The sequence below is a fragment of the Shewanella sp. 10N.286.48.B5 genome (assembly GCF_002874355.2).
GTDB lineage: Bacteria > Pseudomonadota > Gammaproteobacteria > Enterobacterales > Shewanellaceae > Shewanella.
Window position 1 is genome coordinate 219,466 of sequence record NZ_MCVG02000002.1, and the last position, 24,201, is coordinate 243,666.

Below are 24,201 nucleotides of genomic sequence, written 5' to 3' on the forward strand. Positions count from 1 at the left end.
GCAATGACCCTTTTTACTCTAGGCTTTTTAGTCGCCGCTTTTTTGCTGGCGTTTTTTTTCGTCGCAGCAGTTTTGGTCGCTGGCGTTTTAGGCGCTGCTGTTTTAGGAACCGATTGCTTTTCTGCAGGCTTTTTCGCTACATTTTTTTTAGGCGCTTGAGGAGCCATCATCTTTGTCGTTTCTGTCATCTTTTTTTAATTCTTTATCGCCATTAGCAATTTAAGCCTGGCGTCTTCTTTTTAGTAAATTTAGTGGCGGTTGTATTAACCGGATCGTCAGGCCATAAATGGCGGGGATAACGGCCACGCATTTCTTTTTTTACTTCAATATATGGGCCTTGCCAAAAACTGGCTAAATCTGCGGTTACAGCAATAGGTCGCTGGGCTGGCGACAATAATTCCATGGTGACAGTGAGCTTACCATGAAGTAATAGCGGACTTTGTGATAAACCTAAAGCCTCTTGCAGGCGTACTTTTAATAGCGCTCTACCGCTGACGGCCTTATTGCTGTCGGCGGCATCATTTTCCATGCTTTGCTTATCACTATCGCTGCCATCGGCTTCACTTTCTACGGCCTGAGCAGCGACCACTTGATACTCAATCGGTGCTCGGGTGCCGGTAGCCATTTGCCAATGAGTGGGAAGCAATTCATTCAATGTTTGCTGTTGCTGCCATGTCAGCAGATTTTTCACATGGCCAAAGATATCAAGTTTTTGTAATTTGGCAATGGAATTCACCTCAGCTAAATATGGCGCTAACCACTGCTCTAAGCTTGCTAGCATGCTGGCATCATCAAGGTTTGGCCAATCATGTTGCGGCGCAAATTGCTGGGCTAACTTCAGTCGATATTGTAATTGCAAAAAACTTTCGCCCAAATCCAGCACAGTTAAGCCTTTAGCGCGGATGTGACTCAATAACGCTTGCTGGATTAATTTATTATCTACCTGAGTTTCTTGAGCGCGCTGTATAATAACCTCACCCACTCGGGTTTGCTTTTCAGCAAAAAAGCGCCCTTTGGTTTCATCCCACTGACAAATTTTAACCTCATGGGTTAAAAATTTAAGCTCTTGCTGGAAGTGCTCAGGGTTGATTGCCGCAGCAAGATAGACTCGTCCTGCATTGCGGCCTTGGGTTTCTTGAAAATCGGCCACCACTAACCAAGCTTGATTAGCCATAGCATCTTCAGCATCAATAGTAACCCCTGTGCCGTTACTGAGGGCAAAACCTAGTTTACCGCGGGCTTTGGCAATTCTGTCGGGGTATGCCAGCGCCAATAATAAACTAATATCACGACTGGCGGCGTCGCGAGCCACTTGCTTGATATCGCCTTTAGCAGATAGCGCCCGCTGCCATTTATTCACTTGGGTTGCCATTTGTCCTTGGGTCGCTAAACCCAGGTACTGACTGATATCAGCGCCTTTTTTAGGTAAGCCTCGTGCTTCGAGTACCGCAGCAAGTAAACATGCCAGTAACACTAAGTCGGCCTGTTGCTGGGATTTAGCAAGGGCTTGCGAAGTCAGCAACATGTGCGCTAAACGCGGGTGACAACCTAGCTCATAGGCCGCTTGGCCTTGAGCGGTGATTTTATGTTGCTCATCCACCAGCTCAAGCTTGGCGAGTAATTGCCACGCCACCTGTTGATGAATCGCTGGCGGCTTGGTTAATAGCGGTAAGGACTCAATATCACTCACGCCCCAATAGGCACAATCAAACGCCATTGACGTCAGCTCGCTTTGGGTGATTTCAGGCGCATCAGCCACCATCATTCGACTTTGTTCTTCTTGGCCCCACAATCTCACGCAGCAGCCTTTTTGTAAGCGCCCTGCACGGCCTGCACGCTGAATACTCGAGGCTTGGCTTATACGCCTTAACGATAATCGACTAACACCTGTGCGTGGGTTAAAGCTTGCCTCACGCTTATACCCACTGTCTATCACAATAGTGATGCCATCGATGGTTAAGCTCGACTCAGCAACATTAGTGGCAATGACGATTTTACGTTTGCCACTAGGGGCGGGAGAAATGGCTTTATCTTGCTCAGCAGGAGATAAATCACCGTATAAGGGACACAGTAAAAATTCATTTGGGTCTAGTCGCTGACTTAATAATCGCTGCAGTTGATTAATTTCCCCTTTGCCGGGTAAAAACACCAACACCGAGCCATGTTGGTAGTCGCTTGGGACTGTGTTGCTACTGCTGACACTGTCGATAACCACTTGGCTTAAATGACTTAGCCACTGCACTTGCCCCATTACCGGTCGGTAAAGCGTTTCAACATCAAAGCTTCGACCTTGGCTTACTAATGTGGCAGCGTCAGGCATTAATTGGCTTAAGGGTAAGCCCGATAGGGTTGCCGACATGGCAATAATTTTAAGATCTTCGCGCAGCGAGTCTTGCACTTCTAGCGCCAGCGCTAAACCCAGATCTGTGGGTAAATGACGCTCATGGATTTCATCGAAAATAATGACCTCTATGCCTTCAAGCTCTGGGTCTTGCTGGATCATCCGCGTTAAAATACCCTCTGTGACAATTTCTAAGCGGGTATTAGCCCCGACTCGGCTCTCACCTCTGACCCGATAGCCCACTCGCTCACCGACTTTTTCCCCTAGGGATTTAGCAATAAATTGCGCCACACTGCGAGCAGCAACCCGCCTTGGTTCCAGCATGAGGATTTTGCCGCTAATTTGCGGCCACTGCAGCATTGCCAGAGGTAGTGCGGTGGATTTACCGGCACCCGTGGGCGCTTCGAGGATAATTTGCGAATGATCGCCCAGCGCCTGTTGTAATGGCGCAAATAAGGCTTGAATAGGTAATGAGCTCAAAGGAGATACTTTAACGGCGAAAATCTGGCTTCAGTTTACTCATAAACGATTATTGATGCTACGGCTCTATGCAGATCGAAGCGGGGGCAGATTAAAGCATATGCAAATCGAAGCATGCACACATTGACAATTAACGACTGAAACGAAAAAGCTAATCGCCTATAAATCGATTAACCACGGCGTTCTGATCCCTGAGGATAAATCCTGCAAGCGGGTAGGTTTTCCAATCGCGTAGCCTTGGCCATAGCTAACACCAAGCTGTTTTAATTGCCGCCCAATGTCAGCGCTTTCAACAAATTCGCCTATCACTTCAAAGTCCATATCTTTACCCAGCTGGCAAATAGCCGAGACAATGGCTTTATCACTGCGGTCGTCACAGACATTAACCACAAACTGACCGTCAATTTTGACATAGTCCACATCTAAGCATTTCAAATAAGCAAAACTTGAAAAGCCCGATCCGAAATCGTCCAAAGCCAGCTTGCAACCTAAAGGTTTTAATAGCTCAATCAAGGTGGTGGCCTGTTCGAGTTGACTAATAGCGGCGGTTTCGGTGATTTCAAAACACAACTTAGACACCAGTTCGGGCTCAACCATCAAGCGTATTTCTAACCAGTCCATAAACTTGCTATCGGATAATGACAGCGCTGACAAATTTAGCGACACCATTGATAATTGTGACCAAATTTCGCTATTGCGTGCGCCCCACTTTAAAAGGTTGTCGATAACCCAGCTATCAATTTTTGATGCTAGGTTATAGCGCTCTGCTGCAGGTAAAAACACCCCTGGTGATACAAAACGGCCATCCTCTTGCACCATGCGCAATAAGATTTCCATGTGAATGCCACGGTCGTCAGAATTTAGCGGTTCTATGAGTTGATAAAATAATTCAAACTGATTAAGCGCCAGTGCCGAGACGATATCAACGGAGGCCAGCATTTGATTATATAAATGATGTACTTGGGGATCGTTTTTACTGTAAAAATGCCAGCGATTACGGCCATCTTCTTTGGCGATACGACACGCCGCATCTGCCTGACTCATAATGCGGTAAATGTCTTCTGACTTCGCATCCAGTTGAGTCATACCCATACTAACGCCAATATTATGGCTGACTTCGCCCCAAATAAATTCATGTTCGGATAATTGCTGGCAAATGCGGTTGCCCACTTGCTCGGCTGACTCTTTATCCGCTTGGAACATTAAAATGCCAAATTCATCGCCGCCTAAACGGGCAACGACATCGCCATGACGCAGTAAGTAGCTCAGACGCTTAGACACCTGACGTAACAATTCATCCCCAGCTTGATGACCACTGATATCATTAACCACTTGAAATTGATCAAGATCCATAAAGGCAACACACACAGGCAAGCGATCTTTATGCTCAATTAATTCTTCAAGCATTGCCTCAAACTGTAACCGATTCGGCAGACCTGTGAGCGGATCATAGTTGGATTGAAATGACAGCTCATCGGCTAAACGATAGCGTTCTGACACATCTTCAATCATCATCAATAATTGCTGCTCTATGTCTAATGCGCGGCAAAAGCTAAGTTTATACCAGTGAGTCACACCCGCTTTAACCAGTGGAACTTCACACCATGACTGATGCAGTGCTCCATCTCTGACAATGTGTAGGCAATCATCCAACAATATGTGGTCATCTGCATTGATTAATGAATATAAACTTTGATTACTGATTGACGGAAAAATTTGGCTAGCCACTTGATTTTGACTGCTAATACAGTTGTCCTTATCAATGAGCGAACAGGCTACTGGCAGTTGCTGAAAAAGCTCAAGGTATTGGGCTTCTTTGTTTGTTAATAATTGCGATACGCGAGCCAGCTCAGCTTCAGATGCCAGCTTTAGGCTAGCCTCGTTAAGCTTTGTCATAGGACAATTGACACCATCCGAGGCCTCAAGTTGCCAATTTAATTGATATTTTAGTGGTAAAAAAATCAACCTGGTATTGCCTATTTGCACCGCTTCACTCAAAGAGAGTGAAAACACCTCGGACCGTGACTGAACAAAATCAGTTATTTGACGCTGCAAAAGACTTGTTGTGGCATTGATATCAGCACTATCTTGTGCGAGTAATTGTTCACATAAATCAGGCAAGGCAGCGAGTGATTGGCCTATTCGTGCGTTATTAGGTTGGCGCTGAAGATGCTGTTGAAATTGATCTTGATGCTGATAAGCTTGCAACGCCTTGACATGGTAAACTTTACCACTGGTTAGACTTTCAGTTGTTTGGGATAGTAAAACCACGATTTCATCGACGCCTAATTGCAGTTGCAATGCATCAATCTCAGCCATAACCTTATCACAGCACAGGTAGTGATTTAATTCAGCAGACTGCGGGCTAGCCCATACTGATTTCAGTTCACTATTGCTCATTCAATGACTCATTCATTCGCAGCATTTTTGCTGTCATTATACAGTATCCCTCTAAACGGAGCTTCACTGGTCTTGCTGTTAATTTACCTAACCGTAAACTGTTGCCGTCGATTAAGCTAACATGTCTTTGACGATAAACGTCATAATAATAAAAAATAATGCTAACAACAGATAAGGATCAATGGCGTTAAGGAGACCCATGACTAAAAATCACCATAAACGTTGTTTTATTGCCATTGCATTATCAGAGTCAAACCGCACTCAATTGAGCCAATATCAGCAGCAATTAATGCCGCATCTGAGTATACAGGTTAGCGCCGTTAAGCGGGAGAATTTACATCTAACCGCTGCATTTTTAGGCAAAATTAGTTCTGATCAGATGCTGCAGATTGATCGGTATATCACCGAGCAGCATTTCAGCGCTTTTGAACAACCACTGCAACAACTTGCTTACTGGCCTAAAGCGAAAGTCTTGTGCATTCAGGGTGATGTCGAAAAAGCGTTGGCGCATATTGCCCACAGCTTAAAATTAATGACATCACACTTGAACCTTTATCAAACTCAGCATGAATTTAGACCCCATATCAGCTTATTTAGAGCTGTGTCAGAGCCTGCAGCCCTTATAGATAAGTTACCTGCACTCACTGAAGCTATAAACACAAAAGCCCGCCATTTAACCCTCTATGAATCCATTAGCAGTACTCAAGGGCTTATATATAAACCACTACAACAGTGGCCTTTACAGCCATAACTAAAAAAAGCTGCCTAGGCAGCTTTCGTTTCTCGAATCTATAGCTAAAACCTGAAGAGTTATAGGCTTTATCGCTCTAACATTGCCGCGATGGTCAATACTCCATGAGCTGTTGCGCCAGCGCTCCATAATGGCGTAGCCGATGATGCATATGCACCAGCTAAATCCATGTGCAACCAGTTAACTTCTGGGCTCACAAAGCGCCATAAGAAGCCTGCTGCATTTGACGCGCCGCCTGCACCGCCGCCTTTCATTGCGCGACTATTGGCGGTATCTGCATAAGGTGAAGGGCACATATCTTTATGCCAAGTATCCAATGGCAATGGCCAGACATTTTCAGCAACAGTGGCCGCTTTTTGTTGTGCTAATTGCAAGGTTTCCATTTGCGGTGAAAATATCGCATTGTAATTATTGCCCACAGCCATAATCGCCGCACCTGTCAGTGTTGCCGCATCAATAATTAATTCTGCTCCAGTATCTGATGCTGCTTGCAGCCCGTCAGCTAACACTAAACGCCCTTCAGCATCGGTGTTAACCACTTCAACGGTAACGCCATTTTTATAAGTTAAGATGTCACCTAACTTGTAAGCATGGCCACTGATGAGGTTTTCGGCGCAACACAGAAACAATTTAACCCGCTTATTCAGACCGGCTTTCATGGCTAGACCCAGCGCTGCTGTCACTGTTGCCGCGCCGCCCATATCGCATTTCATATCCAGCATGCCCTCTGAAGGCTTAATGCTGTAACCGCCAGAGTCAAAGGTAATGCCCTTGCCCACAAGAGCGGTGGATACTTTGGCATCGGCTGCGAGTGGATTAAAATCAAGCACTAGCATCGCTGGCGGACGCTCACTGCCACGGCCAACCGCATGTAAACCAATCCATTGTTTTTCGAGTAATTCTTGGCCTTCAAAAATATCAAAACTGACCTTGTCGCCACCAATGTCTTTGAGCCAGTTTGCTGCGTGCTCGGCAAGAATAACCGGAGACAATTCTTCAGGGGTTTCGTTAACTAATTTGCGCGCGAAACTTGCCGCTTCAAAGCGATGAGATAAAGTGGCTTGAGTGCTCACGTCACCACACCAGAGTACTTCAAATGGGCCTTTGGCCGTGGTAAAACCTTGAGAAAAAGCCCATTGCGAATCAAGGCTCCATAACTCACCGTCAAGCTGCACCTTGCTAATACCCTGACTACGAATTTTTCTAGCCGCCATTTGTACTTGACGTAATTCATCTGCTGCAGATAAATGGATCAGCGCTTGATGGCCTTGAAAGCTCACATCTGCTTTACCCCAAAGGCTCTGTGGCGCTTCTCGTGTTAGGGTAATCGTCATAATTTCCATTGTAATGTCCTTGTTATGCTTGCGTTGTAACTTAGATAACCAATAAGCTAAGTGTACTGTAAATCACTAAATGAACGTGACTAATTCAGCATCATTTAGTAAAAATAATTGTTAATAAATAATTTTAGGAGCATTCTTTTTAATGGACTTTAGCCCTCCCTTACAACAAGGTACTTTATTGAGGCGTTACAAACGTTTTCTGGCCGATGTGCAACTTGATGATGGTAGCGAAATCACCATTCACTGCCCCAATACTGGTTCGATGAAAAACTGTTTGTTTCCCGGTGAAACAGTTTGGTTTTCCAGCTCAGATAACCCCAAAAGAAAATACCCAAATACTTGGGAGCTCAGTGCCACCCCCGACAATCATTTAATTGGCATTAATACCGGCCGCGCCAATGCATTAGCCGAAGAGGCGATTAGTAATGGTGTCATTACTGAACTTAGCGGTTATGCATCACTAAAAAGAGAAGTGAAATATGGTGATGAAAATAGTCGTATCGACATTTTACTCAGTGATGAAACTAAACCTTTATGTTACGTTGAGATAAAGAGCTGTACATTATTAGAGCAAGCAGTAGGCTACTTTCCTGACTCAGTTACCACTCGTGGACAAAAGCATTTGCGTGAGTTAATGCATATGGCTAGTCTAGGTCACAGAGCGGTATTACTTTTTGTCGTCCAACATAGCGGCATTAATCTCGTTCAAGCTGCTGCGCATATCGATCCACAATATGCACAATTATTAAAGCAAGCAGTTAACAGTGGGGTTGAAGTGTTAGCATATCAAACCGAACTGTCGGCGCTATCCAGCAAAATTACTCGTAAGTGCAAAGTCATTGTTTAGTTCAAAAAAGTATAACTTACTAATCAAATAATTTGCCACGCTCTAGTGTTTCTGCTATAGATAGCGGCCATAAATTTTAGACGCACATAAAATCACTAATTATTACAGGAGATGCGTTATGCCTGAAGGCACCAAAAAACTTGGCGTACTCGCTATCGCAGGTGTAGAACCTTACCAGGAGAAAGCTGGCGAGGAGTATATGGGTGAAGAGCAACGCTCTCATTTTAAGATCATCTTAGACGCTTGGCGTAATCAGTTACGCGAAGAAGTTGATCGCACCTTGAACCATATGCAAGATGAAGCTGCTAATTTTCCAGATCCTGTTGACCGTGCAGCTCAAGAAGAAGAATTTAGCTTAGAGCTTCGAGCACGCGACAGAGAACGTAAGCTGATCAAGAAAATTGAAAAAACATTACAAAAAATTGAAGAAGACGATTTCGGCTTCTGTGATTCATGTGGTGTTGAAATCGGTATTCGCCGCTTAGAAGCACGTCCTACTGCTGATCAATGTATTGATTGTAAGACGCTTGCTGAAATAAAAGAAAGACAAATGGCTGGCTAATATAGCCCATACATTTGTCACACTGCAAAACTGCTAGCTTGCTGTTTATGAGGCGGGGTAGTATTGATACCAAAAGGCGAGATTATTCTCGCCTTTTGTATTTTTTGATTTTTACTTTTAGGATTAACAGAACTTGTTTATCGGCTATGGCATAAAAGCAGTAACCTTTTATGTCGACACCAATAAATCGAGGCAAAAGCTATGTCGCTGAACTCATCCGCTTATATTGGTCGCTTTGCTCCGTCCCCATCTGGCCCGTTACATTTTGGCTCCCTTATTGCAGCCCTTGGCAGTTACCTGCGGGCAAAACAGCAACAGGGTAAATGGCTCGTCAGGATTGAAGATATAGATCCACCAAGAGAAGTGGCTGGTGCAAGCAGTGATATATTGACCACCTTAGAGGCTTATGGCCTGCATTGGGATGATACTGAGCTATTTCAAAGCCATCGGCTTGATATCTATCAGCAGCATATTGAGCAGCTCTTAAAAGAAGATCTTAGCTATTTTTGCCATTGCACTCGAAAAAAAATTCAACAAATGGGCGGCGTTTATGACAGCCGCTGTGGTCAGCTACGCCCTCGATTAACCCAAGGCGCCGTTCGTATCAGAAATAGCGCCCAGGTTGAACATTTTACTGATTTAGTGATGGGAAGTGTCACGGTAAAGCACAGCTTTGCGGCTGAAGACTTTATCATCAAACGCAGTGATGGCCTTTACGCCTATCAATTAGCTGTGGTGTTAGATGATGCCTTTCAACAGATCACTGAAATAGTCAGAGGCTGCGATCTACTGGAAACCAGCTGCCGCCAAATAAGCATGAATAATATTTTGGGCTTTAACTCCCCCAATTGGCTGCATCTACCTTTAGCCTGCACCAAGCCAGGGTTTAAATTATCAAAGCAAAATTATGCTAATGCCATTGATCGAAAACGTCCCCAAGCCAGCATCAATGCCGCATTGCGCTTTCTTGGGCAACAACAAGTTGATATTGATGATGTCGATGTCATGCTAAAACAGGCCGCAGAGCAATTTGCGATTAGCCAAATTCCACAACTATCTGAGATTCTGATTGAGCAGTGATATACTCATTCAGTAACATTTGGTATATCATAGCCGCCAGATTTTTAACCATTTAATAATGTCGTTCGAGGTGTATTATTTTTCGCCGTATAAGTCAATTCTGCAAACAGCTGTTTGAAGACAATAAAACCACTCCTGTCATTGAGCCACAAAGCCAAGATGACGGCCTGCGTTTGGACATTGTCACCAGAGATGCCCATACTATTTCTCGACGCCAAATAAGTGAAAATGCGTTAAAAGTACTCTATAGACTCAGTAAATCTGGCTATAAAGCTTACCTAGTTGGCGGTGGTGTTCGTGACATTCTATTAGGTATGGAGCCGAAAGATTTTGATGTGGTCACCAATGCGACCCCAGAGGAAATTAAAAAGCTCTTTAGAAATTCACGCTTAGTGGGCCGCAGATTTAGATTGGCACACATTGTTTTTGGCCGTGATGTTATCGAAGTCGCCACCTTCCGTGGTCATCACAATGAAAATGATGACAAAATTTCCAAATCCAATGCTGAAGGTCGTCTACTTCGTGACAATGTCTACGGTGAAATAGATGAAGACGCTGAACGTCGCGACTTTACTATTAACGCCCTGTATTACGACATTAGCGACTACTCTATCCACAGCTACGGCGGTGGTATTCATGATATCGATGCTAGAGTCATCAAGCTGATTGGCGATCCTGAAACTCGTTACCGTGAAGATCCGGTGCGGATGTTACGTGCGGTGCGCTTTGCTACCAAACTGGATATGACCATTGAGCCGGTAACGGCTGCGCCAATAAAAGAATTAGCGCCATTATTAAAAGATATCCCTGCAGCGCGTATGTACGAAGAAGTGCTAAAGTTATTTTTTGCTGGCAAAGCAGAAGCTAACTACAACATGATGCAAGATTTTGGTTTATTTGCGCCGCTATTTCCGCAAATTGCTGCGTTAATCAAAGAGCAACCCAGTGGCAATACCGCTAAAATGCTAACGGCAGTTATGGCCAGTACCGACTTACGCGTAAGCCAAGATAAACCGGTAACGCCCGCCTTCTTTTATGCGGCATTATTGTGGTATCCACTCAAGCAACGTGCTGATGATATTGCCTTAGAAAGTGGCTTAAGTCATTACGATGCTCATGTTGCCGCTATGGGTGATGTGATGGAGCAGCAATGTCGCACCATTAGCATTCCACGCCGCTTCAGTACTCCAGCAAAAGATATTTGGCAGCTACAATTGCGTCTAGAACGTAGCCAAGGCACCCGTGCCTTCAAATTATTAGAGCACCCTAAATTCCGCGCTGCTTATGATTTATTATTACTGCGCGGCGAAGCCGAAGCGGGCAATATTGGTAAAATTGCCAATTGGTGGCAGTCATTTGTTGAAGCCGATGAGCAACAACGTACTGATATCGCCAAAAGCGGTAACAAGAATGGCCCAAGCAGAAATCGTAACGCCCAGCAGCGTAAACGTAGACGCCCTAATAAGCCTAAGTCAGCTCCAAAGCCTGCTAATACTCAAGAATAACAATGAGTCATAAACCACTTAAGGTTCACACTAGGGCGACCAAAGCCGCTGAAAAGGCAACAAGGGTATTTGTTGCCCTTGGCGCTAACCTTGAAAACCCTGAACAGCAGCTAGATAATGCAGTTACTGCAATAAAAAGCTTAGGGCAAGATCATCATATAAAGGTCTCTCATTATTATCGCTCACGACCAATGGGCGATGTAAAGCAACCTGACTATGTCAATGCCGTAGTTAGCTTTAGCACCACTCTTAGCCCTATCGATTTACTTGATGCCCTTCAGGCCATTGAGAATGAGCAAGGTAGAGTGAGAGATTTGCGCTGGGGACCAAGAACATTAGATCTCGATATTTTATTATATGGCGAGCTAATGGTTGATTTACCGAGATTAACAGTCCCCCATTACGGCATGAAACAACGCAGTTTTGTGCTAATACCACTGGCAGATATTGCTGCCGATTTAGTGCTACCATGTAACACTAAATTACAACACCTTATTACCACTGAAATGCGAGCTGAGTTAATTCAAATTTAACCCATTGTAATGGTAGCTCAGAGTGTATTTCCATTATTTGAATATGATTTCTTTGCAGAGTTTATTATGTCAAAAGTCACTAGCTCAACCCTGATAAAATTCAAACAAGAAGGTAAAAAATTTACCGCCCTTACCGCTTATGATGCCAGCTTTGCCGGCGCATTTGATAGCGAAGGTGTCGATGTGCTTCTTGTTGGCGACTCCTTAGGCATGGTGCTCCAAGGCCACAATGACACCTTACCTGTGACCGTTGATGACATTGCTTATCACACCGCCAGCGTCAGCCGCGGTTGTAAACGCGCCCTACTTATCGCAGATATGCCTTTTATGAGTTACGCCACACCGGAACAAACCATGCGCAATGCCAGCACCCTAATGCAAGCAGGTGCAACCATGGTAAAAATGGAAGGTGGTGAATGGCTACTTGAAAGCGTTAAAATGCTCACTGAACGCGGTATTCCTGTCTGTGCTCACCTTGGGTTAACTCCGCAATCAGTACACGTATTTGGTGGCTTTAAAATTCAGGGCCGAGAAGAAGATAAAGCCCAACGTATGATTGATGATGCCAAAGCTTTAGAAGCCGCTGGCGCGCAATTATTAGTAGTTGAATGCATTCCAACTGCACTCGCGAAAAAAATCTCTGAAGCGCTTACCATACCGGTAATTGGTATTGGTGCAGGTCCTGATACTGATGGCCAAATTTTGGTCATGCATGATGTACTGGGGATCTCCAGTGGTTACATTCCAAAGTTTTCTAAAAACTACCTCAAGCAAACTGGCGAAATACGCGCGGCAATAAGAGCCTATATCGAAGAAGTTGCCAATGGCAGTTTCCCTGCTGATGAACACTCATTTAATTAATAGTGAACCAATTAATTAATAGTGAACCAATTAATTAATAGTGAACCAATTAATTAATAGTGAACCAATTAATTAATAGTGAACCAATTAATTAATAGTGAACCAATTAATTAATAATGAACCAATTAATTAAATCGATAGATATTTTGGATAAATAGTTTAGGTAAAAATGATGATCACCACCGCGAATATTGCTGAGATTAGAAAGCAAGTAAAGCAATGGCATATGCAAGGTGAAACCGTTGCGTTTGTGCCAACCATGGGCAATTTACACCAAGGTCACATTAGATTAGTTACTGAAGCGCTTAAAAGAGCCGATCATGTGGTGGTGTCTATTTTTGTTAATCCAATGCAGTTTGGACAACATGAAGATTTAGCAGCTTACCCGCGCACCCTAGCAGATGATCAGAATGCACTGATTAATGCGGGTGCAGAGCTACTATTCACACCGACACCAGAGATTATTTACCCTAAAGGCTTAGAGAATCAGACCTTTGTTGAAGTACCTAAAATAGGCGAAGAGTTTTGCGGCGCCAGTCGTCCCGGACACTTCCGCGGTGTGGCAACCATAGTTTGTAAACTATTTAATATTGTTCAAGCGGATATCGCCCTATTTGGTCGTAAAGATTATCAACAGTTGATGGTCATCACCGCCATGGTTGAAGACTTATCTCTGCCTATCGACATCATCGGCATCGACACTGTTCGAGAAGCATCAGGGCTCGCTATGAGCTCTAGAAATGGCTATTTATCTGCCCTGCAAAAAATCCAAGCCACAAGCATAAAGAAGGTAATGGATTATGTTGCCGCTCAAGTGACCGCTGGAGAAACCATTGAGCTAGCCATTGAAGTAGCTAAACAACAGCTCATTGATGCAGGTTTTAAAATGGACTTTTTAGCGGTAAGAAACGCAGCGACTTTAGCCCCAGTGACAGCTGAAGATAACCATTTTGTTATACTTGTCGCGGCCTATCTGGGCAATACTCGCCTAATCGACAATCTAACTTTTAGTCGTTAAACCATTGGCTTGTTCGTTAGTAAGACTTAGAAGAGAATTCACTAAGTCTTACTAGTCTAATTGCTGACTCTGATTATGATTTTTAATCCAAATAGATAGTTATTTTGAAATTCGCTTTACTGCCCTTTTTAGCCAATATTCGCCTAATCGACAACCTGAGTTTTAGCCGTTAAGTCATTCGCTAGTTGGCTTGTTCGATAGTAATACTTAGAAGAGGATTCACTAAGCCTTACGATCGTAATTGCTAAATCAGAAACATATCATCACTTTGTAATACTTATTACTGAATTTTGGCGAAAACCTCACCGAATCAATAACCTTACTTTTAGTCGTTAAGCCATTCGCCATTGACAGTGTAAGACTTAACCCAATGTCCACTAAGTATTACAAATTTATAGTGATTTTTTACTATTACATTATAAAACCAGCGTCAAAAAACTGGCATTCTCACCAAAATTAAGCCATAGTTAAAAAGTATGCTAAAGCATTACAGCAATAACCGACTATAATAATTAACAACCAGCGGAACTCAATGGATATTGAGCCTCCAAGCGGTAACCTTCTGATATAAACCCAACACCTAAGTTGATACGATATCGGTTAGACAAAAGGATCTGTGGCCGCATGCCAAGTAGACTATTACAAACATTCATTTTGCTAGCGTTGATTGCAAGCCCTATCGCATCAGCCAATGGCATTTATAAGTGCATGAAAGATGAACGCGTCGTCTTTAGTCAAACTGTCTGCCCGAAAGAGTATCGTCAGCACAAAATCGAATTTCAATTAGGGATCACTACCGAAATCGACTCTGATAAAGTTGTCCTTAAAGAAGACCCGCTCAAAGCCCTACTGAAGAAAAAAACCATTTCAAAAGAGAAGTTAATTCAGCTGCTTGATAGTGAAGTGTATCGATTGAAGCAAGAAAACAGCTACTTCGAAATTCTGCGCGCCAGTGAAATCCAAAAACTTGATCGTAATCGCTATTGGCATAAAAAAGAAAAAGATGACCCTGATTACATTAAAGATTTGAAAGAAATCAATTCACGCTTTGACGAGCTTATGAGCAATAATCGTCAAGTTATCATCGTATTAACTGATCATAAAAAGAAAATCATCGAAGAAAGTGATGCGCCAACATCACTGACACAAAAAGAAGGCTAGCCGCGACTAAAAGTGATTTTTAGTCGCTTTCATTTTAGCTAAGTACTGATTATCGACCTCACCAGCTAGCCTCAACTTAAACAGCCAGTATCAACTTAAACACTAGGCCAAACTCAATATTCTTGAGAAGCAAAGCCAGTTACTCCAGCCGCTAATCTGGCTTAAATACTCCAATCATATTGCCATTGGCTTTTTCAGCCACTTTAGCTTCCGTTTGTTGCTCTCGGTAATCACAATCAGTACATTCCACAGTTTCAATACCATTTTCTTTGAATAATACGATACTGTCTTGGGCGTGACATTTAGGACATTTTGCTCCTGCAACGAAGCGCTTTTTAATTTTTGGCATAATGTTGTTATTTTTCTAATGTAATTGTGCAATTCCTGTGACGCTATTTTGCCATAATTTCAGCCAAAGCGTCTCACTATTTCACAGAAATAAAATGTCATTCAGCATTGGGATACGTTATTATCACTGCACTTTACGTATTCACTCCAATCAAGTTGCTATTCATGATCAACATCAGCCAAGCTCAGCTCATTCGCGGAACTAAAACCTTACTCGATGATGCCAACCTTACCGTTTACCCGGGCCATAAAGTGGGACTGGTCGGGGCCAATGGAACCGGAAAATCAACCCTGTTAGCGTTGATTTTGGGGCAGTTACAACTTGACAAGGGTGAGTTTAGCCTTCCTGCTGGTTGGCAAATAGCCACTGTAGCCCAAGAAACGCCTGCGCTAGAGGTGTCTGCACTGGAATATGTGCTTGATGGTGATAGTGAATTTCGAGAGCTTGAAGTTCAATTAAACAAAGCTCAAGATGAAGATGACGGCCATAAAATTGCCCTCATCCACGGTAAAATTGATGCGATTGGCGGCTATGCGATTAAATCTCGCGCCGGCTCATTGTTGGCAGGCCTAGGCTTTAGCGAAGCGGAGCAAAGCAATCCTGTAAAGAGCTTTTCAGGTGGTTGGCGAATGCGACTCAACCTTGCTCAAGCACTGTTGTGCCGCTCAGACTTACTGCTGCTGGATGAGCCCACCAACCATTTAGATTTAGACACCATGTACTGGCTAGAAGGCTGGATTAAGGCCTATCAAGGTACCCTGATCTTAATCAGCCATGACCGCGATTTTATTGATGGTATCGTGGATGAAATTGTTCATGTTGAACATACTAAGCTTAATTACTACAAAGGCAACTACAGCTCCTTTGAGCGGATCCGCGCCGAACGTATGGCGCAGCAGCAAGTGGCCTATGAGCGTCAACAAAAAGAACGGGCACATATGCAGAGCTTTGTTGACCGCTTCCGCTACAAAGCCAGTAAAGCTAAACAAGCCCAAAGCCGCTTAAAAGCGCTGGAGAAAATGGCTAACTTACTGCCATCCCATGCAGACAGCCCATTTCACATGGCATTTCGTGAGCCTGAAGCCTTGCCTAACCCATTAGTGACTATGGAGAAAGTCTCTATTGGCTATGATGATAAAACCATCCTTAGCGAAGTGGAGCTTAACTTAGTACCAGGTGCACGTATTGGCTTGCTGGGCCGAAATGGCGCGGGTAAATCAACCTTAATTAAGTTGCTATCGGGTCAATTACAACCCAAAACGGGTAGATACCAACCTAATCCAGGAATGAATATTGGTTATTTTGCTCAGCATCAAATTGAATTTTTAAGTCTTGATGATACCCCGTTACAGCACATGGTGCGATTAGCGCCTAACGCAAAAGAGCTAGAACTTAGAAACTTTCTCGGCGGTTTTGGTTTTAATGGCGATATGGCACTTGCCCCCGTTAGACCGTTCTCTGGTGGCGAAAAAGCGCGCTTAGTGTTGGCGCTATTAGTTTGGCAGCGTCCTAACGTACTGTTACTCGATGAGCCCACCAACCACTTGGATTTAGAAATGCGTCACGCATTGACCATGGCGCTGCAAACATTTGAAGGTGCGATGGTGATTGTGTCACATGATCGACATCTTTTACGTTTAAGCTGTAGCGATTACTACTTAGTAGACCAAGGCGCTGTTAAACCATTCCAAGGTGATTTAGATGACTATCATCAATGGTTATTAGATGCGGCTAAAGCGGCTCAGTCCAATAGCAGTAAAGATAGCTCGGCAACTCCAAGTATTGATAAAAAGCAGCAAAAACGCATTGAAGCAGAGCTAAGACAAAAAGTATCGCCACTGCGTAAAAAACAAATAAAGTTAGAAACTGAGCAACAAAAAATCACTGCCAGATTAGCAGAATTAGAAATAGAGTTAGCTGATGGTTCACTTTATGAAGCTGAAAATAAAGCTAAAATGACCAAAGTACTCAATGAAAGAACCACGCTCACCCAATCAATGGACGAAAGTGAAATGAACTGGTTTGAGCTACAAGAAGAAATTGAAATCATCGAACAAGAGTTTGGTATCGGTTAATTCATAATGCAGATAACAAGGGATAGGATCAGTGCAGCAGTTTAATTCATTACTATGGCGAGAATGTGAAAGCCAATACGCTATTGAACCTAAGCGCTACATCAGCCTTCAGGATGCTTACCAAGTGAATGTTAACATGCTGCTACTGGCGCAATACCTTGATAAAAAAGGCTATCTACTGCCCTTAGTCCAATGGCAAGCGTTAGCGGCTACCATAAACGATTGGGACACCAAGGTCGTTAACCCTTATCGCACCTTGCGCCGTTTAGCGAAAGAGCATATTAAAGCTAATGAATATCAGCAGATGCTCGACATTGAGTTAATGCTGGAACGTAAATCCCAGCAAATGCTACTAACAAAACTCAACACTGTTACCCCAGAGATTAAAGCGAATCAGCATTGCGCAAATGAAAATACCGATAACTACTTATCATTATTCGGGATTAACCATGATGATTTTAAAAATTTACACGCAATTTAATACCGCTGCAGACTAACAAAATCACATAGCATTAAACCTTAACTGACGGCTTTAAACGCTCTGCCAATAAGGTCGCATTTCGGGCCACAATCGCGTAAATCGATAGCTGCGGATTAGCACCTAAACTAGTTGGAAACATGGAGCCATCCATAACTGACAAGTTTTCAAAATAATGGGAGCTCCCCTCACTATTGACCATCGATAGGGTTTTATCTTCTCCCATAGCGCAACCGCCCATTACATGGGCAGAGGCTACAATGGTTTTTAATAAACCAATATCCATAGTGGCAATGGTTTGCTTGGCTTGTTGCCAGTTAAGCTGCTTGCCAACACCATCATTAATGGGCAACACGGCATTAGCACCTGCAGCAAATTGCAGCTCTGCCATAGTGGCAAACGCCCTTCTCGCCGCATCCCAAAAAGGTTTTTGTAGCGGATAATCTAACGCAAAGCCGGTATCAGTTAAGCGTACTTGCCCACCTGGAGACTGAGCCGAATAGCCATCACGCACTAAGGCAATCATCACCTGTAAATTGTTAAACTGGGTCATTAACTCGGCATGACTACGACCATAACCAATGGTTTTTGATGCGATTAATACTGGATGGATCGGGGGCACTTCTAATTTATAACCCAGCTCTCCAGCAGCGCCATCACGCCATACAAATTCATCGGAATATATCGATTGCGGCGCGCCGCTATGGCCATCAATTTGCTTATCAAAAATGCTGCCTGATAACAAAGTAGGATGAAGAAAAGTTTTACCTAAAAGCTGATAAGGATCTGGGGTATTAGCACGCATTAAAATCGTCGGCGTATGAAGAGCACCCGCACTAAGAATATAGTGCTTCGCCTTAAAAGTCAGAGTCGCGCCATGGCCTGAAGCAAGAGGCGCTCTGGCGGTTAAACCAGTCACTTTATCGGCTTTATGCTGTAGATCAGTAATTTTAGCGTTTGATATTAACTGAGCGCCTTGCTCTAAGGCACTCGGTATGGTGGTGACCAGCATAGACTGCTTAGCGTTGACCGGGCACCCCATACCACAATAACCTGTATTCCAGCAACCTTTAACATTACGTTTGATCACCGTATATTCCCAACCGAGTTTTTCACAGCCTTCTTTTAAGGCCGCATTATTACGGTTAGGTTGAAATTGCCACTCGCTGATATTTAGCCGCGTTTCCATTTTTTCAAACCATGGCAATAAGCTTTCTGACGATAGGCCTTTAACTGACTTTTCTTGGGCCCAAAATGCTAAGGCTTGCTCAGGTGTACGAATTGAGGTGGTCCAATTAACCGTCGTTGAGCCGCCCACACTGCGACCTTGAAAAATACCAATACCTTTGTCAGCGGTTTTCATCGCTGCTGCTTGCTGATATAGATCAGGGTAAGCACGGCGCTCTTCCATATTAAAATCACTGGACGATTTAAGTGGTCCAGCTTCAACCATGATGACCTTAAGACCCGCTTGAGTGAGGATTTCAGCTGCCGTTCCGCCCCCCGCGCCCGTGCCGACAATCACTACGTCTGCTTCAAAATGCTGATCGTTTTCAAGTTTACTCGCATCAATATGTTGCCAGCCGGCTTTTAAACCTTCTGTAATGGGGTCAATAATATTAGCGGCCACGTCTCACTCCTAAACACGGTTTACATCAAAGAAAATTAGGCGGTCAAAAAAGTGGGTTTAGCGTAATGTAACCGTCCCCAATGCTCTGGGCAGGCATAATAACTGGATAGCACTAATTCCCGTAAGCCAAGATAGGCAGTTTGCAGCATTTGCAGAAAATGATGGCGCCACTCTTCTAGCATCAACACTAACTCATCAGCAGAGCGAAGCATCAATGGCGTCAGGCTACTCGTTAGCAGCAATAAACCCATCCGGCTCTCAAGTAGATTTAATAGCTGATTAATCTCGCTTTTTTGATCATCAGGCAGCACACTGATGGTTTGATTAATCGCGACTATGGTACGATTAATAAAGGCTTCGCGATAATTAGCAACTTCTGGCAAAGTGCCATCCATAAAAATAGGGATTAGCACATTAAAAAGTAAACGATGATTTTCATCAGGATGATCGGTAATGTCTGGGGTGTATAAACTCACACCCAAGGCCAGCGCAGCGGTACCGGTAAAGGCGCCAGCCAAAAAGGTTCTTCGTTTCATAGTTATCCCTTGCTGCAAACATCTGTGATAAAGTGGTCGCTAACAACATTTAAACATACGTTTGAACATTCACAAACTATTGCACTATACATACCCTTATGAAAAAGATTTTCACGCCACCATGGTGGGCAGTAAGTCCTCATATTCAAACGATTTTACCTGTTTTATTTAAGGTGGCCAAACCAGACACCCACAGACAGCGCCAAGAGCTGACTGACGGTGATTTTATTGATTTGGATTGGTTAGGCAAGCCGCAAAATGGCCAGCCAATTTTAGTGATCCTCCATGGACTTGAAGGCAGTAGTGAATCACACTACGTCAGGCGTATGCTACAAACCGCCCAAAACCATGGCTTATGCGCTGTTGTCCATCATCACCGTAGTTGCTCAGGCGAGCCAAATCGGTTAGCCAGAAGTTACCATAGTGGCGACACCGAAGATATTCACTTTACCCTAACTCAGTTACATCAGCAGTACCCAGAATCACCACTGTATGCCGTCGGCTACAGCCTAGGCGGCAATGTACTGGCAAAATATCAAGGTGAACAAGGCGAGCAAAGCTTGCTAGAAAAAACCATAATTGTTTCAGCGCCTTTGTGGCTCGCAGCCTGTGCTAAAAAATTAGAAAAGGGCTTTTCAAAAGTTTATCAGCAGCATTTAATAAAGCAACTGCAAGCCAAAATGCACAGCAAAGTACTGCAAAGCAATTTGGTTGAGAAAATGCCCGTCACTGAAGCGCAAATTCAGCAATTAAGCACCTTTTATTTATTCGATGATAAAGTGACGGCTCCTTTACACGGTTTTGCTGACGTTAATGATTACTACCAAAGAGCCAGTGGTAAGCCTTTTTTAAAAAATGTCAGCAAGTCGACCTTAGTTATCCATGCTCAAGACGATCCTTTCATGACCGATGATGTCATTCCTGCGGCAGTAGAATTATCAGAACATGTGGAATACGAGTTACACCCTAAGGGCGGCCATGTTGGCTTTATCAGCGGCGGCGTTCCTTGGAAGCCACGTTTTTACCTTGAATCAAGAATTATCCATTTTTTAAAGAGCTAATTATGCTTATTCCTTATGATGCCTTGCTACAACTGCCACCAGCAACATTAGACAATTTAATTAAAGAGTACTTGTTTACCCAAATTGAAGATGGCTCTTTTGGCCAAACCGATGACGCTCAGTTACAAAATGCCATAAATCAATGTAAACAAGCTTTAAAACAAGGCGAACTCATAGTTGAATTTAGCGAAGAAGATGAATCCATTGCCATTAGACAAAAACAGCAGATCATTCATCCAAACAGTGATGACAAAGAGCCATTCTTTTAATGCAAGATTGACCTAACCCGTTTCAAGCCGTATAAATAGAGTCTGTTTTTCTTCAGGTTGAAACATGTGAATGTGAATGACTAACGGATTATAAAATACTGAATTGTCATCATAATTAACTTCTTCACGTTTGATCTAGGTAGGATAAATGTCTATTAAACACCCCATTATTGCTGTTACTGGCTCATCTGGCGCAGGCACAACAACAACGACCACAGCATTTACTCATATCTTCCGCCAGCTGGGCATTAATGCAGCGTTTATTGAAGGGGATAGTTTCCATAACTTCACCCGTGCAGAGATGGAAGTATTAATTCGAAAATCACAGGCTGAAAATAACAACCTCAGTTACTTTGGCCCTGAAGCCAATAATTTCGTCAAACTTGAAGAATGCTTTCAAAGCTATGCCGAAACAGGCCAAGGCCAAACTCGTAGTTACCTACATACCTTTGATGAAGCGGTGCCATTTAACCAAATGCCCGGCACATTTACTCAGTGGCACCCATTACCTGAAAAAACTGATGTGTTGTATTATGAAGGTTTACATGGCGGCGTGGTCACAGAAGATGCTGACGTTGCAAAGCATGTGGACTTATTGATTGGCATGGTGCCCATTGTCAATTTGGAATGGATTCAAAAAATCATTCGCGATACCTCAGATAGAGGCCATAGCCGCGAAAAAGTCATGGGCTCGATTGTGCGCAGTATGGATGATTATATTAAACATATGACGCCGCAATTTTCTCGCACCCATATCAACTTTCAACGAGTTCCTACAGTTGATACCTCCAATCCATTTAGCGCTAAAGACATCCCCAGCTTAGACGAAAGTTTTGTGGTGATCCGCTTTAGAGATATTGACAATGTTGATTTTCCTTATTACTTAAGAATGATTGACGGCTCGTTTATGTCACGCATCAATACTTTAGTCGTGCCTGGTGGCAAGATGTCATTAGCAATGGAGTTAATATTAACCCCACTGATTAAAGATATTATGCAGAAAAAAGCAGCTGCCGATGAAGTACAACAGCTCGATGATGCTAGCCCAGCAGAATAAGCAACGACTAATACAAGTAATACAAGTAATACAAGTAAACTTGGCAGGTTAAGCTTAATTTAAGCCTAAACCATTATCATTCTCGCTGTCGGGACTTCAGGCGAAAGAACGATAGTTGATGTGCTCTTGGGTGTTAATTCCCCCTTATTTATCTGTTAGCGCACTTGGGCATATCAGCAAACCTGCTTCTATTATTCGCTGTTCCTGTCACTTGCTCTTTGAAGCGCCCTTATAAGCCGCGTTCAATTAAGACTAAAACCATTTCAACTCGCCCTGTTAAACCGTTAATTTAACGAGACCAGTAAGCGTTTTATCTCAGCCCGAACCAAATCAATTTTAGCGGTAATCTCCATACTTGCAGCTTCGCTCTCTAGCATCTGTTGCCATTGTTCTGACCAAACCAAGGTTAAATTTTGTGCTTTAAGCCTGACTTGATCATTGGTTAATGAACTTAAATCTTCAATTAAGCCCACTTTGACCCATCCCACCCTAGGGTTACCTAATTCAGTATCATTATCGTAATGCGCCGCATAGACCAATTGCTCTAATTGCGCTAGCTCTAGCTCTAGCAGCACTTCAAAACTTGCTGTTCTAACATTGCTATTATGCTCTGTTATCTCCATACGCCAGACGTTATATGAGAATCCCATTAGCGAAAACAGTAAGCTAAATATCACCGTAAGCTGATAGAGCTTTAATTTATTATCTACAATTCCATTCATTGTGATCGCCTAGTCGTGATGAATAAACTGACTCTAATCATCAGCTAATAATAGCTATGATTTGTCCACGCGCACTAAAATTTAGCCACAAAAAAACGGCCTTGTTGGCCGTTTCAATTCAAACAAAACATTGCTTAATTCATTAATGGAATGATTTCACGATAAGCCCTGCCTTGCTGATACTGTTCAAGTCGCATGATAAATTCATCGCTCTGGGCAACTTCTGGGTTTTGCTTTAATGCTTCAATGGCTTTTTGTTGGGTATCAACAGCCAGTTCAAACTCACCCATTTCGGCATAAGCAGCAGCAAGGTTATCTAAGTTGGTCGGATCGTTAGCGTTACTTTCAAGCAATTGCAGTGCAAGCTGCACCGCTTTTGACCCATTACGATACTCTTCTTCAGGGCAGGTCGCTAAAATCCACGCCACATTCCCCAGCGCAATTTCGTCACCTGCTTGGGTGAATTGCTCTAAAGCTTTGCCGCAACTGCGGGTTACACCATCGCCACCAGCAGAGTAAATAAAGCCTAATCGAAAGTGAGCTCGTGGATCGCCATGCTTAGCTAAAGACTGGTACCATTTTTCTGCTACCGCTAAATCCCGCGGTAATAACTTTCCTTCAAAGGTTAAATCTGCCAAAGTTTGCTGCGCTTTAATATGATCTTGTAGCGCCGCTTGCTCGACCCAATAAATGCCTTGATCAATATCTTGGTCGACAAATCGCCCCGCTAAACTCATTAGCCCTAATAAAAATTGTGCGTCGGCATTGCCTTCCGCCGCCCGCAATTGGATATGAACTAATTTACTAGCCGCTTGAGATGCTTTCGATTGAGGAATTGAAAAGGCACTGACTGGCGCACTGACACTCGTCAATAAACCTAATGAGCAGGCTAAGCCAACACTTAATAATTTCTGCGAATATTTCAAACTAACCTCGTACTGCAGCGATTCAACTTTGATAATCAAATTAACAATAACCACCAATGGGGATTTTTACAATAAACCAATCCCTATTAATCATAATAAATCGTTCATCTTCAATCTAAAGCTTGATAAAAATCTGATAAAACAATGCTTTTAAAGAAACATCAACTTGCCAATTAAAACAGATAAGACTAAATTAGATAATAATGTGGCGTGCAG

At 43.3% G+C, this 24,201-nt stretch carries 22 protein-coding genes; 14 read left to right on the plus strand and 8 right to left on the minus strand.

Going from position 1 to position 24,201, the window contains the following annotated elements:
• Positions 1 to 211: 211 nt before the first annotated feature.
• Both hrpB and BCU57_RS15775 read right to left on the minus strand, forming a co-directional pair.
• Positions 212 to 2,821 (minus strand): ATP-dependent helicase HrpB, encoded by a 2,610-nt coding sequence (hrpB, locus tag BCU57_RS15770; RefSeq protein ID WP_102435728.1) that lies wholly within the window; start codon positions 2,819 to 2,821, stop codon positions 212 to 214.
• A 159-nt stretch (positions 2,822 to 2,980) separates the two neighbouring features.
• A complete protein-coding gene (locus BCU57_RS15775) occupies positions 2,981 to 5,221 on the minus strand; it encodes an EAL domain-containing protein (protein WP_241903439.1) in 2,241 nt (746 codons plus the stop codon).
• Positions 5,222 to 5,420: 199 nt separating this feature from the next.
• On the opposite strand from BCU57_RS15775, the gene thpR reads away from it, so the two are divergent.
• On the plus strand, positions 5,421 to 5,972 hold the full coding sequence (thpR, locus tag BCU57_RS15780; protein ID WP_157936140.1) for an RNA 2',3'-cyclic phosphodiesterase: 552 nt from the start codon (positions 5,421 to 5,423) through the stop codon (positions 5,970 to 5,972).
• A 68-nt stretch (positions 5,973 to 6,040) separates the two neighbouring features.
• Here the strand turns inward: thpR and pepB are convergent, their stop codons facing one another.
• The gene (gene pepB / locus BCU57_RS15785; RefSeq protein ID WP_102435724.1) at positions 6,041 to 7,315 is read right to left on the minus strand and encodes an aminopeptidase PepB; all 1,275 of its coding nucleotides are present in this window, start codon (positions 7,313 to 7,315) and stop codon (positions 6,041 to 6,043) included.
• Between the two features lie 142 nt (positions 7,316 to 7,457).
• Here pepB and sfsA point away from each other — a divergent pair, with 142 nt between their 5' ends.
• The 8 genes from sfsA to BCU57_RS15825 all read left to right on the plus strand — a co-directional run bounded on the left by sfsA (position 7,458) and on the right by BCU57_RS15825 (position 14,882).
• On the plus strand, positions 7,458 to 8,162 hold the full coding sequence (gene sfsA, locus BCU57_RS15790) for a DNA/RNA nuclease SfsA (RefSeq protein ID WP_102435722.1): 705 nt from the start codon (positions 7,458 to 7,460) through the stop codon (positions 8,160 to 8,162).
• A gap of 118 nt (positions 8,163 to 8,280) precedes the next feature.
• Entirely contained in the window at positions 8,281 to 8,724 is a 444-nt protein-coding gene (dksA, locus tag BCU57_RS15795; protein ID WP_102435720.1) for an RNA polymerase-binding protein DksA, read from the plus strand.
• Between the two features lie 201 nt (positions 8,725 to 8,925).
• A complete protein-coding gene (gluQRS, locus tag BCU57_RS15800) occupies positions 8,926 to 9,804 on the plus strand; it encodes a tRNA glutamyl-Q(34) synthetase GluQRS (RefSeq protein ID WP_102435718.1) in 879 nt (292 codons plus the stop codon).
• 167 nt (positions 9,805 to 9,971) lie between these two features.
• Positions 9,972 to 11,309 carry a polynucleotide adenylyltransferase PcnB gene (locus tag BCU57_RS15805; protein WP_241903440.1) on the plus strand — a complete coding sequence of 446 codons (1,338 nt, stop codon included), beginning with the start codon at positions 9,972 to 9,974 and terminating at the stop codon, positions 11,307 to 11,309.
• 2 nt (positions 11,310 to 11,311) lie between these two features.
• Positions 11,312 to 11,842, plus strand: a complete 531-nt coding sequence (gene folK / locus BCU57_RS15810) for a 2-amino-4-hydroxy-6-hydroxymethyldihydropteridine diphosphokinase (protein WP_102435714.1) — start codon at positions 11,312 to 11,314, stop codon at positions 11,840 to 11,842.
• 66 nt (positions 11,843 to 11,908) lie between these two features.
• Positions 11,909 to 12,703: a 3-methyl-2-oxobutanoate hydroxymethyltransferase gene (gene panB / locus BCU57_RS15815; protein ID WP_102435750.1), complete on the plus strand. Its 795-nt coding sequence runs from the start codon at positions 11,909 to 11,911 to the stop codon at positions 12,701 to 12,703.
• A 172-nt stretch (positions 12,704 to 12,875) separates the two neighbouring features.
• Positions 12,876 to 13,721: a pantoate--beta-alanine ligase gene (gene panC / locus BCU57_RS15820; protein ID WP_102439906.1), complete on the plus strand. Its 846-nt coding sequence runs from the start codon at positions 12,876 to 12,878 to the stop codon at positions 13,719 to 13,721.
• Positions 13,722 to 14,345: 624 nt separating this feature from the next.
• The gene (locus BCU57_RS15825) at positions 14,346 to 14,882 is read left to right on the plus strand and encodes a DUF4124 domain-containing protein (protein ID WP_102439907.1); all 537 of its coding nucleotides are present in this window, start codon (positions 14,346 to 14,348) and stop codon (positions 14,880 to 14,882) included.
• 151 nt (positions 14,883 to 15,033) lie between these two features.
• On the opposite strand, the gene BCU57_RS15830 is transcribed toward BCU57_RS15825, so the two are convergent.
• Positions 15,034 to 15,231, minus strand: a complete 198-nt coding sequence (locus BCU57_RS15830; RefSeq protein ID WP_198589351.1) for a YheV family putative zinc ribbon protein — start codon at positions 15,229 to 15,231, stop codon at positions 15,034 to 15,036.
• A gap of 164 nt (positions 15,232 to 15,395) precedes the next feature.
• On the opposite strand from BCU57_RS15830, the gene BCU57_RS15835 reads away from it, so the two are divergent.
• Together BCU57_RS15835 and BCU57_RS15840 are read left to right on the plus strand one after the other, a co-directional pair.
• Positions 15,396 to 17,306, plus strand: a complete 1,911-nt coding sequence (locus BCU57_RS15835) for an ABC transporter ATP-binding protein (protein ID WP_102439909.1) — start codon at positions 15,396 to 15,398, stop codon at positions 17,304 to 17,306.
• Positions 17,307 to 17,337: 31 nt separating this feature from the next.
• Entirely contained in the window at positions 17,338 to 17,787 is a 450-nt protein-coding gene (locus BCU57_RS15840; RefSeq protein WP_241901101.1) for a TIGR02444 family protein, read from the plus strand.
• 31 nt (positions 17,788 to 17,818) lie between these two features.
• On the opposite strand, the gene BCU57_RS15845 is transcribed toward BCU57_RS15840, so the two are convergent.
• Positions 17,819 to 19,414 (minus strand): GMC family oxidoreductase, encoded by a 1,596-nt coding sequence (locus BCU57_RS15845; protein WP_102439911.1) that lies wholly within the window; start codon positions 19,412 to 19,414, stop codon positions 17,819 to 17,821.
• Positions 19,415 to 19,449: 35 nt separating this feature from the next.
• Positions 19,450 to 19,950, minus strand: coding sequence for a TAT leader-containing periplasmic protein (locus tag BCU57_RS15850; RefSeq protein WP_102439912.1), 501 nt, complete (start codon positions 19,948 to 19,950; stop codon positions 19,450 to 19,452).
• A 98-nt stretch (positions 19,951 to 20,048) separates the two neighbouring features.
• Between BCU57_RS15850 and BCU57_RS15855 the strand changes: the two genes are divergently transcribed.
• The 3 genes from BCU57_RS15855 to BCU57_RS15865 all read left to right on the plus strand — a co-directional run bounded on the left by BCU57_RS15855 (position 20,049) and on the right by BCU57_RS15865 (position 22,337).
• The gene (locus BCU57_RS15855; protein ID WP_102439913.1) at positions 20,049 to 21,011 is read left to right on the plus strand and encodes a hydrolase; all 963 of its coding nucleotides are present in this window, start codon (positions 20,049 to 20,051) and stop codon (positions 21,009 to 21,011) included.
• A gap of 2 nt (positions 21,012 to 21,013) precedes the next feature.
• Positions 21,014 to 21,280: a YheU family protein gene (locus BCU57_RS15860; protein WP_102439914.1), complete on the plus strand. Its 267-nt coding sequence runs from the start codon at positions 21,014 to 21,016 to the stop codon at positions 21,278 to 21,280.
• Positions 21,281 to 21,428: 148 nt separating this feature from the next.
• Positions 21,429 to 22,337, plus strand: coding sequence for a phosphoribulokinase (locus BCU57_RS15865; protein ID WP_102439915.1), 909 nt, complete (start codon positions 21,429 to 21,431; stop codon positions 22,335 to 22,337).
• A 284-nt stretch (positions 22,338 to 22,621) separates the two neighbouring features.
• Here the strand turns inward: BCU57_RS15865 and BCU57_RS15870 are convergent, their stop codons facing one another.
• The gene (locus tag BCU57_RS15870; RefSeq protein ID WP_102439916.1) at positions 22,622 to 23,059 is read right to left on the minus strand and encodes a hypothetical protein; all 438 of its coding nucleotides are present in this window, start codon (positions 23,057 to 23,059) and stop codon (positions 22,622 to 22,624) included.
• Between the two features lie 134 nt (positions 23,060 to 23,193).
• The gene (locus BCU57_RS15875) at positions 23,194 to 23,985 is read right to left on the minus strand and encodes a tetratricopeptide repeat protein (RefSeq protein WP_102439961.1); all 792 of its coding nucleotides are present in this window, start codon (positions 23,983 to 23,985) and stop codon (positions 23,194 to 23,196) included.
• Between the last annotated feature and the right edge of the window lie 216 nt (positions 23,986 to 24,201).